The sequence below is a fragment of the Pseudooceanicola nanhaiensis genome, from assembly GCF_020171315.1.
GTDB lineage: Bacteria > Pseudomonadota > Alphaproteobacteria > Rhodobacterales > Rhodobacteraceae > Pseudooceanicola > Pseudooceanicola nanhaiensis_A.
This window is the reverse complement of sequence record NZ_JAIUZP010000005.1, coordinates 245,622-260,574: the sequence shown is the minus strand read 5'-3', so window position 1 is coordinate 260,574 and position 14,953 is coordinate 245,622. Positions and strand designations below refer to the sequence as shown.

The following is a 14,953-nucleotide window of genomic DNA, read 5'->3' as shown; positions in this document are numbered from 1 at the left end:
CGACAGCCGTTCAGCTGCGCATCCGGAAGGCCCCGGAGCCGGTGGCCAGCAGGTTGCCCAGATCATCGCGGACCTTGGCCTCGGCAAAGAAGGTCTTGCGCCCGCCGCCGATGCGGAAGCCTTCCGCGATGATCACCTTGCCCTGCAGCTGCCCGATGAAGTTCACGTTCAGCGACAGGGTCATGGCCAGCTGCTTGCGCTCCGGATCGCCGGTGTAGCAGCCCGCAAAGCCCATCACCGTGTCGCAGAGCACGCCGTGAATGCCGCCGTGCAGGATGCCGTAGCGGTTCCCCAGATAGTCGTCCCAGGGCAGTTCGAAGCGCGAATAGCCCTCCTTCCACGCCACCAGCTTGAATCCCATGTGCCGCTGGAAGGGATAGGGGTCCTCCACCAGCGCCGGGTCCAGTTCCAATTCGCTCATTCTGTCTCCTCGGGGGTCAAACACTGTGGGCGGCCCGGATCCCCCCCCGCGCGAAATCGGGCACCGTCCGGGCCACCTTCGCCGCGAGCGCAGGGTTCGAGGCGTTTCCGTCCAGCGCGCGTTTCTTGACGCCCTGGATGATACCGGCCATCCGGAAGAAGGTGAAGGCGAGGTAGAACCCGAACCTTTCAATCTGCGAAATGCCGGCCTCTGCGCAGTAGGCCGCGAGGAAGTCTTCATCTTCCATCACGCCCAGTGCCCTGCGGTCGAGGCCCTGAAGGCCTCGGTTCGTCTCGGGCATCTGCCATTGCATGATCACGGCGGCCACATCCGCATAGGGATGGCCGGTGGTGGACAGCTCCCAGTCCAGCACCGCAAGGCAGCGCGGCGCCTCGGCGTCGAAGAGCATGTTGTCGATCCGGTAGTCCCCGTGCACCAGCGTCCGCTGCCCGTCATCGGCGGGGATATTGGCGTCGAGCCACGGGATCAGCTCTTCCATCTCGGGGATCACTTCCGTCTCGGTCGCGCGGTACTGCTTGGTCCAGCGGTCGATCTGGCGGCGGTAGTAGTTCCCCTCGGGCCCGTAGTCTGACAACCCCGTGGCCTGCAGGTCGACCCCGTGGATCGCGGCCAGCACGCGGGCCATCTCGGCGTTGATCTGGCGCCGCTGGTCGAAGGCCACGTCGGGCATCGTCGGCAGGCCGATGTTGCGGCCGCGGACCTCCTCCATCACGTAGAAGGCCGAGCCGATCACGCTCTCGTCCTCGCAGAGCGCATGCATCCGCGCCACCGGCACCGCGGTCCCGGCCAATGCCTTCTGCACCCGGTACTCCCGGTCGACCGCATGGGCCGATTTCAGGAGCTTGCCCGGCGGCTTGCGGCGCAGCACGTATGAGGCGCGCGGGGTCTTCAGGCGATAGGTCGGGTTCGACTGGCCGCCTGCGAATTTCTCTGCCTCCAGCGGGCCTTCGAAGCCCTCCACATGGTCCGTCAGCCAACGGGCGACCGCCCCGGTGTCCAGCGTTGCGCTGTCCTGCATGTTCCAGCCCTCCCTAGCTGTAGCTCAGGAACGCCGCCTCGGTGGCAGCGTCGATATGCGGCGTCTCGTTGAAGCCGGTCAGCCATGTCTGGCGTGGTGTCACCAGCAGGCGCGTCACGGCGCAGTTCTTCATCTGCAATTGCAGGGCCAGCTGCGCCGCCCCCGGCGCGCCAAGCGCCGCCGCCGCCAGCTGTCCGATCGCCCCGCCGGAGGAGACGGCCAGCACGCTCTGCGCGCCGTCCCGCGCCATGTGGGCGCGCGCCGCCTCGACCCGCGCGGTGAAGGCAGCCCATGTCTCGGGCGGGTCCGCCACCGCGCCCTGCTGCCATTCGCCCACCACGGCCCGCAGGGTGCGGAAGTGGGTCTTGGCGTCCTGCATCATCCCCTCGGGCGCACCGCCGTCGCGAAACCGCGCCGCTAGCAGGGCGGCGAAGTCGTATTCGTCGAGGCCCGGGTGTTCCTCGATCTCCGCCGTCAGCCCCAGCCCCTCCAGCAGCCCCGCCATGGTCTCCTTCTGGCGGCGCAGGGTGCCGGTGACGAAACGATCGGGCCGCAGGCCCTGCGCCTTCAGCGCCTGCCCGAGGGCATAGGCCTGCGCATGCCCCTTCTCCGACAGCACGTCGTAGTCAGCCGCCCCGAAGGAGGCCTGCCCGTGCCGCACGACCGTCAGCGCGACCATCAGAGCACCTCGAAGAGGCCCGCCGCGCCCATGCCGCCACCGACGCACATGGTGCAGACCACGTAGCGCGCGCCGCGCCGCTTGCCCTCGATCAGCGCGTGGCCGACCATCCGCGCGCCGGACATGCCATAGGGATGCCCGACCGAGATCGCGCCGCCGTTCACGTTCAGGATCTCGTCCGGGATGCCGAGGACACGGGCCGATTGCAGCACCTGACAGGCGAAGGCCTCGTTCAGCTCCCACAGGCCGATGTCGTCCATCTTGAGGCCATGGGCCGCCAGCAGCTTGGGCACGGCATGGATCGGGCCGATGCCCATCTCGTCGGGATCGAGACCCGCGGCCATGACGCCCACGTAGCGACCCAGCGGCTGCAGCCCGCGCTTCTCGGCCAGCTTCGCCTCCATCAGGACCGAGGCCGAGGCTCCGTCGGAAAGCTGCGAGGCATTGCCCGCGGTGATGAACTTGCCCTCCTTCACCACCTGCCCGTCCTTGAAGACGGGGGCGAGCGATTGCAGCCCCTCCAGCGTGGTGGAGGGACGGTTGCCCTCGTCCTGCGCCAGCGTGACCTCCTTGTAGGAAACCTCCTTCGTCTCCTTGTCCATGACGGCCATGGTGCTGGTCAGCGGCACGATCTCGTCATCGAACCGGCCCGCCTGCTGCGCGGCGGCGGTGCGCTGCTGCGAGCGAAGCGAATAGGCGTCCTGATCCTCGCGGCTGACGCCATAGCGTTCGGCCACCACCTCGGCGGTTTCCAGCATCGACATGTAGAGCGCGGGCACATGGTCGGTGATCCACGGGTCGCGGAGGTGGTCGGTGCGCATCTTCTGGTTCTGCACCAGCGAGATCGATTCGACCCCGCCGCCGATCACCACGTCCATCCCGTCCTGCACCACCTGCTTGGCCGCAGTGGCAATGGCCATCATGCCCGAGGCGCACTGCCGGTCCATCGACATGCCCGCGACCGAGGTGGGCAGGCCCGCGCGGATCACCGCCTGACGGCCGATATTGCCCCCGGTGGAGCCCTGCTGGATCGCGCAGCCGATCAGGCAATCCTGCACCTCACCGCCCTCTAGCCCGGCGCGGTCGACGGCGTGGCGCACGGCGTGGCCGATGAGCTCCTGCGCCTGTGTGGCGTTGAATGCACCGCGAAAGGCCTTGCCGATCGGGGTGCGGGCGGTCGAGACGATGACTGCATCGCGCATGGTGGGTTCCTCCCTGAAATGTGGTCTGGCCCGTGGTGTGGCGGGCCGTCGGGCCGGCGCTCCTCTCGCCGACCCCCGCCGTCACGTGGCCTCTGCGAAGTGCCTCCGGCCCAGCCAGTCGGCGACGAGGGCGGGCTTGGCCTGCCCCTCGATCTCGACCGTGACGGTATAGGTTGTCTGGATTTCTGTCGGGCTCTTGTCTTCGACCGCCTTCAGGACGAAGACGCCCCGGACCCGCGCACCCGACGGCACCGGCGAGATGAAGCGCAGCCGGTCAAACCCGTAGTTCACCCCCATGGTGACGCCCTCCAGCTTCGGCCCGCCGTCGATCACCATCGCCGACAGCATCGACAGCGTCAGGAAACCGTGGGCAATCGTGGTGCCAAACGGCGTGTCCTTCGCCCGCGCCGGGTCGATGTGGATGTACTGGTGATCCTCGGTCACCTCGGCGAATTGGTCGATCCGCTCCTGATCCATGGTGAACCAGCGCGAGGTTCCCACCTCCTGCCCCACCAGCCCGCGCAATTCCTGCCGTGTCACCATGCCTCAACTCTCTCCCGTCTCAATCCTCTGTCCGATCCGGCCAGCCTAGCGGCCCGTCCGGTTCGCGTCTCGCCCCGTGGCCCCGGCATGGCCCCCCCGCCGCGGCGATTCGTCCGTGATCCGCCATGCCTCCCCGGCCCCTCCTGCCGTCGCGCCAGAAGGGGCGACACCTTGCGGGTTCCTTGGAAAAACGGCGCCATACCGGGCTGCGGGTGCCGGGTCGGCGCGCCCCCTCGTCTCTGCCTCCTCCGGCATTCCGTTCCTCCCGAACGGCCATTGTTCGCAATGCAGAATAGAATTTCACAGATTTCTTGACAAGCCGCCCTGCCCGGCTTTTCATCGGGCGCAGTGAGAGGGCTTGGGAGGGCTCTCTCCAAACGGGAGGAAAATCATGAAACTCATCGCATCCGCCGCTCTCGCGGCGGCCATGTCCTTTGTCGCCCTTGGCGCATCGGCAGACACCCTGAAAATCGCCTTCATCGACCCGCTGTCCGGCCCCATGGGCCCCTCGGGCGAATCCGGGCTGAAGCACTTCATGTTCGCGGCCGAGGAACTGAACGCCGAGGGCGGCGTGAACGGGTCGCAGGTCGAGGTCGTCGGCTTCGACAACAAGGTGAACCCCAAGGAAAGCCTCGTGCAGCTGCAGAAGGCGATCGACCAGGGCATCCGCTACGTGGTGCAGGGCAACGGCTCGTCCGTGGCCTCGGCGCTGATCGACGCCATCGAGAAACACAACAAGCGCAATCCCGGCGAGGAAGTGCTGTTCCTGAACTACGCCGCTGTCGATCCGGCCTTCACCAACGAGAAGTGCAGCTTCTGGCACTTCCGCTTCGATTCCGACGCCGACATGAAGATGGAGGCGGTCACCGACTGGGTCGCCGGGCATCCCGACATCAAGTCGGTCTATCTGATCGGGCAGGACTATTCCTTCGGCAAGGCCGTGGCCGCCGCCGCCGTGCGGATGCTGGAGGTGAAGGCCCCCGAGGTGAAAATCGTCGGCAACGAACTGCACCCGCTGGCCAAGGTGAAGGACTTCACCCCCTACGTGCAGAAGATCATCAACTCCGGCGCGGACGCGATCATCACCGGCAACTGGGGCTCCGACATGGTGCTGCTGGTGAAGGCGGCCATTGACGCGGGCTGGGACAAGCCGATCCTGACCTACTACGGCGGCTCCACCGGGGCGGCCACCGCCATGGGCGAGGCGGCCGTGGGCAAGGTGCGGCAGGTGTCGGAAGTGGTGGTGAACTACCCCTCCTCCCCCGAACAGCAGGAGCGGATCGCCAAGTTCGAAGAGAAGTATCCCGAGAACAGCTACTACTATCACCGCGTGTTCAACGTGATGCACTTCCTTGACGCCGCCGCCGAGAAGGCGGGGTCCAACGATCCGACCAAGGTCGCCTATGCCATGGAAGGCATGGAGATGGACGGCGCCTACGGGCATCTGACCATGCGGGCCGACAACCACCAGATCCTGCAGGATCTCTTTGTCGGCACCTTCTCCGCCAACCCGCCGCGCGGGGTGGAAGGGCTGCCGCTGGGATGGATGGCCGAGGACAAGGACCACATCCCCGCCGCCGCGACCTCGATGGAAACCACCTGCCAGATGACCCGCCCCAAGATGTGACGGGGCCCGTCGCCCGCAGTTGAAACAGGGGCGCCGTGCCGGGCGCGGCGCCCCCGCGATCCAGAGAGGGAACCATGGAAACGATCGTATTCTCGCTCCTGAACGGGGTGATTTACGGCCTGTTGCTCTTCATGCTGTCATCGGGGCTGACGCTCATCTTCTCGATGATGGGCGTGCTGAACTTCGCCCACGCCAGCTTCTACATGCTCGGCGCCTATTTCGCCTATACCGTCACCGATGCGACCAGCTACTGGTTCGCGCTGATCTTTGCCCCGATCCTCGTGGGCCTTGTCGGCGCGGGGGTGGAGAAATGGGGCCTGCGCCGCGTCCACGCCAATGGCCACGTGGCGGAACTGCTCTTCACCTTCGGCCTCGCCTACCTGATCGACGAGGTGATCAAGATCGTCTACGGGCGCAACGCCGTGGACTACCGGGTGCCCGAGGCGCTCGATTTCCCGCTCTTCACCCTCTACGGCGCGCAATATCCGGCCTACCGGATCTTCATGCTGCTTGTCGCCGTGGCGATGCTGGTGGCACTCTGGGTGCTGCTGAAGAAGACCCGCGCGGGCCTGATCATCCAGGCGGCGCTGACCCATCCGCACATGGTCGGCCACCTTGGCCATAACGTGCCGATGATCTTCATGACCGTCTTCGGCGTGGGCTGCGCCCTTGCGGGCCTCGCCGGGGTGATCGGCGGCAACTACCTCGTCACCGACCCGTTCATGGCCGCCTACATGGGGCCGATTGTCTTCGTGGTCGTGGTGATCGGCGGCATGGGCAGCCTCGAGGGCGCCTTTGTCGCCTCGATCCTGCTGGGGCTGCTGCAGACCTTTGCCGTGTCGGTGGATGCGAGCTTTGCCGATCTCTTCGGCTGGATCGGCCTGTCGTCGGCGACCGAGGTCGGCCGCATCACCATCGCGCAGCTGGCGCCGATGCTGCCCTACCTGCTGCTCGTCCTGATCCTCTTCATCCGCCCGCGCGGCCTGATGGGAGAACGTGAACTGTGACCGACATGACCCAAGACTACGCGGATCTCGCGCCCTCGGCCTCGGCCAAGTTCTATGGCCGCATCCTGCCGATCCTGCTCTTTGCCCTGCTGGTCGTGGTGATCCCCTTCCTCGGGCCGTCCCGCACCATGTATTCGCTGCTGAACGTCATGGCGATCAACATCGTCTTCGCGCTCAGCTACAACATGCTGCTGGGGCGCTGCGGGCTGCTGTCCTTCGGGCATGCGGTCTACTACGGGCTGGGGGGCTACTGCGCCGTCCATGCCATGACCTTCATCGAGGCGGGCACCAGCCCGTTCTGGGCCAACTTCCCGGTCTTCGGCCTGCCGCTGGTGGGCTTTGCCGGCGGGGCCCTTGCGGGCGCCATCATCGGCTGGCCCTCCTGCCGCCGGGCCGGCACCCCCTTCGCCATGATCTCCCTCGGCGTGGCCGAGCTGATCGCGGCGGCGGGCTTCATGTTCCTGTCCTTCTTCGGCGGGGAAATGGGCGTCTCGGGCGACCGGATGAACGGGCCGCAACTCTTCGGCCTGTCCATGGGCCCGGTGGAGGACGTCTATTGGTTCATGGCCTTCTGGGTCGTGGCGGGGCTTCTGGGCATGTATGCCTTCACCCGCACGCCGCTCGGCAAGCTGTCGGAGGCGACGCGCGACAACCCGCAGCGGGTGCAGTTCATCGGCTACGATCCGACCCGCGTGCGCTACCTCGTCTTCATCGCGGCGGGGGCCTTTGCCGGGATGGCAGGCGGCATGTCCGCGGTGAACTACGAGATCTTCACCCCCGAGGCCGTCTCGCTCATCCCGTCGGGCTTCGTGCTGATCATGGCCTACGTGGGTGGCATCGGCTATTTCGTCGGCCCGGTTCTGGGCGCGGTGCTGCTGACCTTCATGCAGTCCATGCTGTCGGATTACACCGAGGCCTGGCTGCTCTACCTCGGCGTGCTCTTCATCTCGATCGTCATGTTCGCCCCCGGCGGGCTGGCGGGCATCGTCTTCGGCCTGGCCCATACGGCCCGGCATGGCGAAACCGGTACGGTGCTGAAACGCTGGGGCGGTCAGGCGGCGGGCATCGGGCTGGCGCTTGCCGGGCTGATCGTGCTGGTCGAGGTCTCGACCCGCTGGTCGAACGGCTATGGCGAGGTCTTCGAACCCTTCGGCCTGCATCTCACCTTCACCAACCCGCTGACCTGGGTCCTCATCGTCGTGCCCTTCGCGGCGGGCGTGGCGATCCTGCGCCGGCTGAGCCGCGAGGAGGACCCGGCATGACCAACGCGCTCGAGATCACCGACCTGCGCAAGAGCTTCGGCCCGGCGCAGATCATCAACGGGGTGAACCTGACGATCCCGCGCGGCGAACGCCACGCGGTGATCGGGCCCAACGGGGCGGGCAAGTCGACGCTCTTCAACCTTGTCTCGGGGCTCTTCGCGCCCTCCTCCGGCTCGGTCCGGCTGAACGGCGAAGAGATCGGCGGGATGAAACCCTTCCTGATCAACCGCCGCGGGCTGTCGCGCTCGTTCCAGGTATCGAACATCTTTGCCAAGATGACGGTGCGGGAAAACGTGCGCTGCGGCGTGCTGCATTCGCTGGGACAGGGCTACAGCTTCTGGCGCAACATCGGATCGCAGCGCGATGTGCAGGAGAAGACCTCGGCGGTGCTGGAACACTGCGGGCTGATCGACAAGGCGAACACGCCTGCTGCCCTGCTGCCCTATGCCGACCAGCGCGCGCTGGAGATCGCGATCACCATCGCGGGCGGGGCGGAGGTGATCCTGCTGGACGAACCCACGGCCGGCATGAGCCATTCCGAAACCGACCGCGCCGTGGCGCTGATCGAGAAGGCGACCGAGGGCAAGACGCTGATCATCGTCGAGCATGACATGGGCGTGGTGTTCAACCTCGCCGACCGGATCTCGGTGCTGGTCTACGGCGAGATCGTCGCCACCGGCACGCCCGAGCAGATCCGCAACGATCCCAAGGTGCGCGAGGCCTACCTCGGCGAAGACGTGGAGGACGCGGCATGAACGTGCAAAGCCAGATGCAGGAACCGATGCTGTCAGTGCGCGACCTTCACGCCTATTACGGCAAGTCCCATGTGCTGCGGGGCGTCACCCTGCACATCCAGCCGGGCGAGGTCATCGCCCTGCTGGGCCGCAACGGCGTGGGCCGATCCACCACCGCCAAGGCGATCATGGGAGAGGTCGCGCCCAAGGGCGAGATCACCTTCAAGGGTCAGCCGATTGCCGGGCTGGAAAGCCACCGCATCGCGCGGCTCGGCCTCGGCTACGTGCCCGAGAGCCGCGACATCTTCCCGACGATGACGGTGCGCCAGAACCTGATCCTCGGGATCAAGGACATGAAGCGGCCGGGCAAGTACTCCATCGAGCAGATGCTGCAGATGTTCCCCAACCTCGCGGCCCGGGCCGACAACCCGGCGGGGGTCCTCTCGGGCGGTGAGAAGCAGATGCTGACCATGTGCCGGACCCTGATGGGCGATCCCGACCTGATCATCATCGACGAACCGACCGAGGGGCTGGCCCCCAAGATCGTGCAGCAGATCGGCGACATGATCGCCGAGATCGCCAAGACCGGGGTCGCCATCCTGCTGGTGGAACAGAAGCTCTCCATCGCGCTCAGGATCGCCAGCCGGGTCTATGTCATGGGCCACGGAGAGATCGTCTTCGAGGGCACACCCGCGGAGTTCCGCGCCCGGGACGACGTGCGCAAGGAGTGGCTGGAGGTCTGACCCCTCCGGCCCGCGACCAAGAATTTTGGAAAATTCTTCGAAGAATTTTCGGTGCCCGGCCGATGGCCCGCCCCTTCGGGGCGGGTCGCTTCGTTTCAGACCCAGGTCGGCGCAAGGTCAGCCCAAGGTCAGCCTCGCGTCAGCGTCGCCCAGCTGTAATCCGCAAGCAGCGCCAGCCGGCGCAGACGGCCCGGCGGCATCCGGCGCGGCGTATCGCCGAAGAAGGCAGGCAGCGGCAGGTCGGTCTCGCCCACCCGCGCCAGATCGGCCACCGCCGCCCCGCAGAGCGAGCCCATGGCCACCCCGTTGCCGTGATAGCCGAAGGCCGCGAAGGCGTTGCGCGCCCCGGGGATCGCCCCGCAGAACGGCATCAGCGAGCCGGTGATGCAGACCATCCCGGACCAGTAATAGGGCGTCTCGATCCCGCGCCACTCCGGGAACAGCCGGTCGAAATCGGCCCGCACCTTTCGCTGAAGGCTCTTCTCGATCAGCGGATGGGACCGGACGCCACCCCGCTGGCCAAAGACCATCCGCCCCTCGGGGGTTAGGTGGAAGTAATGCAGCAGCCGGCGGTCCTCGTAGCACATCTGCCGCGTGGTCCAGCCCTGCCGCTCCAGTTCCTCCTCGGTCATCACCCGCGTGGCGATGACAGAGCTCTGCGCGGGCAGGTAGCGGCCCCGCATCCAGCGCGGCAGGTCCTCGCTGGAATAACCGTTGGTGGCGATGATCAGGCGATCCGCCGTCACCTCGGCCTGCGGCGTCTTCAGCACCCAGCCATCGGCCACCTGCCGGGTTTCCAGCACCGGCGTGGCGCCATGCACCACAGCGCCCGCCGCCTCGGCCGCACCCAGCAGCCCGGCGAGGTACTTGCGGGGATGCAGGGCAAAGCCCATGGGATGCGACACAGCGCCCTCGAAGGTGCCGTTCATACCGTGGGCGCGCAGGGCGTCCTTCTCGATCACCTGCGCGGGCGCGCCGTATTCGGCCTCGCACTCCGCCGCCCAGGCCCGCAGGCTGTCCATCTTGGCGCGCGTATGGGCCATGATCGTCTCGCCCTGCGAATGGCGGTCGACCTCCCAGCCGTGACGCGTCAGAAGCGCGTCCACATGGGCGATGGCCCCGACCTCGGCCCGGCGCACCGCCTGCGGCCCCGTCTGACCATAAAGCGACAGCAGCCCCGCGTCGGAAATCCGCGCGCCCCCGAGGCAGCAGAAGCCGCCATTGCGGCCCGAGGCGCCGAAGCCCGGGAACTCCGCCTCCAGCACGACGACGTCCTCGCCGGCCTCGGCCAGCCGCAGCGCCGCGTTGAGGCCGGTGAACCCCGCGCCGACGATCGCCGTGCGCGCACGGATCGGCCCCTTCGCACGGGGCCGGGCAAGGCTCTCGGAGGGCACGTCCTCGGCCCAGTAACAGTCACGGATCGGGCCCATGGAATAGGCATGGGCGGGGTAGATATGCTTCATGGGGTCTTTCAGGTGCGGACGGCGGCCCGCTCCTCTTCCTGCCGCTTCACCGCGGCGCGTTTCGACACGAGAGAGGCGCCTATCACGCCCACGGTCACAATGGAAATCATGATGGTCGAAAGCGCGTTGATCTCGGGGCTGACCCCGAGGCGCACCGCCGAGAAGATCTTGATCGGCAGCGTGGTGGAGGACGGCCCCGCGGTGAAGGAGGCGATCACGAGATCATCGAGCGACAGCGTGAAGGCCAGCAGCCAGCCCGAGATCACCGCAGGCGCGATGATCGGCAGAGTGACCAGCCGGAACGCCTCGAAGGGCGAGGCCCCGAGGTCGAGCGCGGCCTCTTCCAGCGAGCGGTCGAAGGAGACCAGCCGCGAGGACACCACCACCGAGACGTAACACATCGAGAAGGTCGTATGGGCAAGGATGATCGTCACGATCCCCCGGTCGAGCCCAATGCCGATGAAGAGCAGCAGCAGAGACAGGCCGGTGATCACCTCGGGCATCACCAGCGGCGCATAGATCATCCCCGAGAAGAGCGTGCGCCCGGTGAAGCGGCCCGCGCGGATCATCACGTAGGCGCCCATCGTCCCCAGCACCGTCGCCAGCGTCGAGGAGACGATGCCGACCTTCAGCGTGACGAGCGCCGCATCGAGGAAGGCCTCGTTGCGCATCAACTCGCCGTACCAGCGGGTCGAGAACCCGGCCCAGACCGTCACCAGCTTCGACGCGTTGAAGGAATAGATGACCAGGATCACCATCGGCAGATAGAGGAAGACGAAGCCCAGCGTCAGCGCCGTCGCATTGAACCAGCTGAAACGTCTCATGCCACGGCCTCCGATCTGCCCGTTTTCCGCGCAGAAAACGGTTCGGAAAATTCGAATTTTCCGGGCAGCGCCGGAGAGGTCCGGGAGGGGATCATCGTTCGGCCTCCTGCTGGCGTTCCTGGTTGCGCTGGAAGAGCACGATCGGGATCACGAGGATCAGCAGCAGCACCACCGCCACCGCCGAGGCCACGGGCCAGTCGCGGTTGGAGAAGAACTCCTCCCACAGCACCTTGCCGATCATCAGCGTGGACGAGCCGCCAAGCAGCGAGGGGATCACGAATTCGCCGAGCGCCGGGATGAAGACGAGGAAGCAGCCCGCCACCATGCCGCTGCGCGACAGCGGGAAGGTCACCAGCCAGAAGGCCGAGAGGCGCGAGCAGCCGAGGTCCTCGGCCGCTTCCAGCAGCGATCCGTCCAGCTTCTCCAGCGCGGCGTAGATCGGCAGAATCATGAACGGTAGGTAGGTGTAGACGATGCCGATGTAGACCGCCGTATTGGTCGACAGGATGATCAGCGGCTGGTCGATGACCCCGGTCCAGAGCAGGAACTTGTTCAGAAGCCCCTCGTTCGAGAGGATGCCCATCCACGAGTAGACCCGGATCAGGAAGGACGTCCAGAACGGCAGGATCACCAGCATCATCAGCGTGGGCCGCCATTCGTCGGGCGCCTGTGCCATGCCGTAGGCGATGGGGTAGCCCACCAGCAGCGTCATGAATGTCGAGATCACCGCGATCTTGAGCGAGGAGAGGTAGGCCTTCCAGTAGAGATCGTCAGACGTCAGGAAGGTGAAGTTCTCGAAGTCCAGCGCGTCGTAGAAATCCTTGATCCCCTGCCAGCCCGCCGACAGGTCCAGCTGCGGCGTATAGGGCGGGATCGAAAGGTTGTAGTCGCTGAGCGCGATCTTCAGCACGATCAGGAAAGGCACGAGGAAGAAGGCCAGCAGCCACAGGTAGGGCACGGCGATCAGGATCAGGCGGCGCATGTCAGCTTCCTTCCGTTCCGGGCGTCATCCTCACTGCTCCAGCAGCACGGCGGCGGTGTCGGTCCAGCTGATCCAGACCTCGTCTTCCCAAGTGAAATGCCGCCGCGCGATCCGGCGGGTGTTGGCTTCCTGCGCCTTGATCACGTGGCCGGAGGGCAGTTCGACATGATAGGTCGAGATATTGCCCAGATAGGCGATGTCGAGGATCTTGCCCTTCAGCGCATTGGCCGCGGTAGGCCGGTCCGCGGAAATCCCCACCTTCTCGGGGCGGATCGCCATGTAGCATTTCTGGTCGAGAGAGAAATTCTTCTGGGTCGTCGCCATCAGGGGCGGCTCGCTCTCGGACCAGATCACCTGCACCTTGTCGCCGGTCTGGTGGGCGCGGCCCTCGATGATGTTCACGTCCCCGATGAAATCGGCCACGTAGACCGAATTCGGGCCTTCATAGATCCGGTCGGGCGTGGCGACCTGAACCAGCTTGCCCTCGTCCATCACCGCCACGCGGGAGGCGACGGTCATCGCCTCTTCCTGATCGTGGGTCACGATGACGAAGGTGGTGCCGGTCTTCTCCTGAATGTCCATCAGCTCGAACTGGGTCTCTTCGCGCAGCTTGCGGTCGAGCGCGCCGAGCGGTTCATCCAGCAGCAGAAGCTTGGGCGCCTTTGCGAGGCTCCGGGCCAATGCGACCCGCTGCCGCTGCCCGCCGGACAGCTGGTGCGGCTTGCGGTTGCGGAATTTCTCGAGCCGCGTGAGGCGCATCATCTCACTGACGCGGGTCTCGATCGCGCCCTTGTCCTTGCCCTCGCGCTTGAGGCCGAAGGCGATGTTTTCCCAGACCGACAGGTGCGGGAAGAGCGCGTAGCTCTGGAACATCATGTTCACGGCGCGCTGGTTCGGGGGCACGCCGCCGATATCCTTGCCCGACAGCTGGATGGTGCCTTCGGTGGGCGTCTCGAAGCCCGCCAGCATCCGCATCAGCGTGGTCTTGCCACAGCCCGACGGGCCGAGAAGGGCAAAGAACTCGCGTTCGAAGATATCGAGGTTCAGATTGTCGATGGCAGTGAAACTGCCGAACCGCTTGGTCACGTTCTTGAACTGGATCAGCGGTTTTTCCTGCGGGTCATCCCACGGCGCGAAGACTTTCTGGGGCATGATGTCCTCTGGTGCAATTGGCCCGCGCGAGGATACGCGCGGGCCTGACGTTCGGGCAGGGTGATCAGGTGCCGGACTTGATCTTGGTCCAGAGCCGCGTCACCACCCGCTGCACCTTGGGATCGTAGGGCGAAACGGTGTAGAGGTTCTCGAGAGTCGCCTCATCCGGATAGATCGCGGTATCGCCGATCACGTCCTCGACAAGGAACTCCTGCGAGGCCTTGTTGCCGTTGGCGTAGTAGACGTAGTTCGACGCCGCGGCCATGTTCTCGGCATCCATGATGAAGTTCAGGAACTTGTGAGCCCCATCCGGGTTCGGCGCATCGGTCGGGATCGCCATCTGGTCGAACCACATCAGCGCACCCTCGGTCGGGGCGTTGTAGGCCACTTCGACGCCGTTGTCGGCTTCGGCCGCGCGATCACGGGCCTGAAGGATGTCACCGGACCAGCCGAAGGCGACGCAGATGTCGCCGTTCGCCAGCGCGTTGATGTATTCCGAGCTGTGGAACTTGGCGACGTAGGGACGCACGGCCATCAGCACTTCGCCGGCCTTCTCGATCTCGTCGGCATCCTTGCTGTCGGGGTTCAGGCCCAGATACTTCAGCGCGGCCGGGATCATCTCGGTCGGCGCGTCGAGGAAGTAGACACCGCAGGCGGCCAGCTTTTCCATGTTCGCCGGGTCGAAGACCAGGTCGAGGCTGTTGATGGGCGCGTCGTCACCCAGAACCTCGGCCACCTTGCCGGTGTTCACGCCGATGCCGGTGGTGCCCCACATGTAGTTGATGGAATACTCGTTGCCGGGGTCGTACTGCGCCGTGCGATCCTCGATCACGTCCCACATGTTCTCGAGGTTCGGCAGCTTGGACTTGTCCAACTTCTGGAACGCGCCTGCCGCGATCTGGCGCTGCAGGAACGAGCCGGTCGGCACGACGACGTCGTAGCCCGAACCACCCGCCAGCATCTTCGTCTCGAGCAGTTCGTTGGAGTCGAAGACGTCGTAGACCAGGTCGATCCCGGTCTCTTCCTCGAACTTCGACAGAAGCTCTTCGTCGATGTAATCGGACCAGTTGTAGACGTGGACCTCCTCGGCCATGGCGGCGGTTGCGCCGAATGCCATGGCGGCAGTGAAGGTCAGCAGTTTATTGGTCATTTGGTTTATCTCCCTTGGACTTAGTCTTAAGCGCTCGTCCATGACCGAGAGTTGATCAACAAAATGACGGATAGGCAATATGGCGTTTCCCGTGAGGGCAGGCTAGCGTCGCGACAATTCCGTGA

Annotated in this window: 15 protein-coding genes; 5 read left to right on the top strand and 10 right to left on the bottom strand. The window is 65.8% G+C overall.

Annotated features, from left to right (window positions below):
• Nucleotides 1-10: 10 nt before the first annotated feature.
• The 5 genes from LCM32_RS08905 to LCM32_RS08885 all read right to left on the bottom strand — a co-directional run bounded on the left by LCM32_RS08905 (nucleotide 11) and on the right by LCM32_RS08885 (nucleotide 3,884).
• Nucleotides 11-421, bottom strand: a complete 411-nt coding sequence (locus LCM32_RS08905) for a PaaI family thioesterase (protein WP_224820700.1) — start codon at nucleotides 419-421, stop codon at nucleotides 11-13.
• A gap of 16 nt (nucleotides 422-437) precedes the next feature.
• Complete coding sequence (locus LCM32_RS08900) at nucleotides 438-1,460, bottom strand: phosphotransferase family protein (protein WP_224820699.1); 1,023 nt, start codon at nucleotides 1,458-1,460, stop codon at nucleotides 438-440.
• Between the two features lie 13 nt (nucleotides 1,461-1,473).
• Nucleotides 1,474-2,139 carry a histidine phosphatase family protein gene (locus LCM32_RS08895; RefSeq protein WP_224820698.1) on the bottom strand — a complete coding sequence of 222 codons (666 nt, stop codon included), beginning with the start codon at nucleotides 2,137-2,139 and terminating at the stop codon, nucleotides 1,474-1,476.
• Complete coding sequence (locus tag LCM32_RS08890; protein WP_224820697.1) at nucleotides 2,139-3,341, bottom strand: acetyl-CoA C-acyltransferase; 1,203 nt, start codon at nucleotides 3,339-3,341, stop codon at nucleotides 2,139-2,141. The genes LCM32_RS08895 and LCM32_RS08890 overlap by 1 nt, the downstream gene beginning before the upstream one ends.
• A gap of 81 nt (nucleotides 3,342-3,422) precedes the next feature.
• A complete protein-coding gene (locus LCM32_RS08885; RefSeq protein WP_224820696.1) occupies nucleotides 3,423-3,884 on the bottom strand; it encodes a MaoC family dehydratase in 462 nt (153 codons plus the stop codon).
• Nucleotides 3,885-4,275: 391 nt separating this feature from the next.
• On the opposite strand from LCM32_RS08885, the gene LCM32_RS08880 reads away from it, so the two are divergent.
• The 5 genes from LCM32_RS08880 (at nucleotide 4,276) to LCM32_RS08860 (ending at nucleotide 9,257) form a co-directional block, all read left to right on the top strand.
• Nucleotides 4,276-5,511 (top strand): branched-chain amino acid ABC transporter substrate-binding protein, encoded by a 1,236-nt coding sequence (locus LCM32_RS08880; RefSeq protein ID WP_224820695.1) that lies wholly within the window; start codon nucleotides 4,276-4,278, stop codon nucleotides 5,509-5,511.
• A 74-nt stretch (nucleotides 5,512-5,585) separates the two neighbouring features.
• Nucleotides 5,586-6,518, top strand: coding sequence for a branched-chain amino acid ABC transporter permease (locus tag LCM32_RS08875; RefSeq protein WP_224820694.1), 933 nt, complete (start codon nucleotides 5,586-5,588; stop codon nucleotides 6,516-6,518).
• A 5-nt stretch (nucleotides 6,519-6,523) separates the two neighbouring features.
• On the top strand, nucleotides 6,524-7,780 hold the full coding sequence (locus LCM32_RS08870) for a branched-chain amino acid ABC transporter permease (RefSeq protein WP_224820693.1): 1,257 nt from the start codon (nucleotides 6,524-6,526) through the stop codon (nucleotides 7,778-7,780).
• Entirely contained in the window at nucleotides 7,777-8,535 is a 759-nt protein-coding gene (locus LCM32_RS08865) for an ABC transporter ATP-binding protein (RefSeq protein ID WP_224820692.1), read from the top strand. Before LCM32_RS08870 ends, LCM32_RS08865 begins: the two co-directional genes overlap by 4 nt.
• Nucleotides 8,532-9,257 carry an ABC transporter ATP-binding protein gene (locus LCM32_RS08860; protein WP_224820691.1) on the top strand — a complete coding sequence of 242 codons (726 nt, stop codon included), beginning with the start codon at nucleotides 8,532-8,534 and terminating at the stop codon, nucleotides 9,255-9,257. Before LCM32_RS08865 ends, LCM32_RS08860 begins: the two co-directional genes overlap by 4 nt.
• Nucleotides 9,258-9,385: 128 nt before the next feature.
• Here LCM32_RS08860 and LCM32_RS08855 read toward each other — a convergent pair whose 3' ends face one another.
• From LCM32_RS08855 to LCM32_RS08835, 5 genes are all read right to left on the bottom strand, one after another.
• Nucleotides 9,386-10,720 carry an NAD(P)/FAD-dependent oxidoreductase gene (locus tag LCM32_RS08855; protein ID WP_224820690.1) on the bottom strand — a complete coding sequence of 445 codons (1,335 nt, stop codon included), beginning with the start codon at nucleotides 10,718-10,720 and terminating at the stop codon, nucleotides 9,386-9,388.
• An 8-nt stretch (nucleotides 10,721-10,728) separates the two neighbouring features.
• Nucleotides 10,729-11,544, bottom strand: coding sequence for an ABC transporter permease (locus LCM32_RS08850; RefSeq protein ID WP_224820689.1), 816 nt, complete (start codon nucleotides 11,542-11,544; stop codon nucleotides 10,729-10,731).
• 91 nt (nucleotides 11,545-11,635) lie between these two features.
• Nucleotides 11,636-12,526 (bottom strand): ABC transporter permease subunit, encoded by an 891-nt coding sequence (locus LCM32_RS08845; RefSeq protein ID WP_224820688.1) that lies wholly within the window; start codon nucleotides 12,524-12,526, stop codon nucleotides 11,636-11,638.
• Nucleotides 12,527-12,556: 30 nt separating this feature from the next.
• Nucleotides 12,557-13,678 (bottom strand): ABC transporter ATP-binding protein, encoded by a 1,122-nt coding sequence (locus LCM32_RS08840; protein ID WP_224820687.1) that lies wholly within the window; start codon nucleotides 13,676-13,678, stop codon nucleotides 12,557-12,559.
• Between the two features lie 64 nt (nucleotides 13,679-13,742).
• A complete protein-coding gene (locus LCM32_RS08835; RefSeq protein WP_224820686.1) occupies nucleotides 13,743-14,828 on the bottom strand; it encodes a polyamine ABC transporter substrate-binding protein in 1,086 nt (361 codons plus the stop codon).
• Nucleotides 14,829-14,953: the final 125 nt, after the last annotated feature.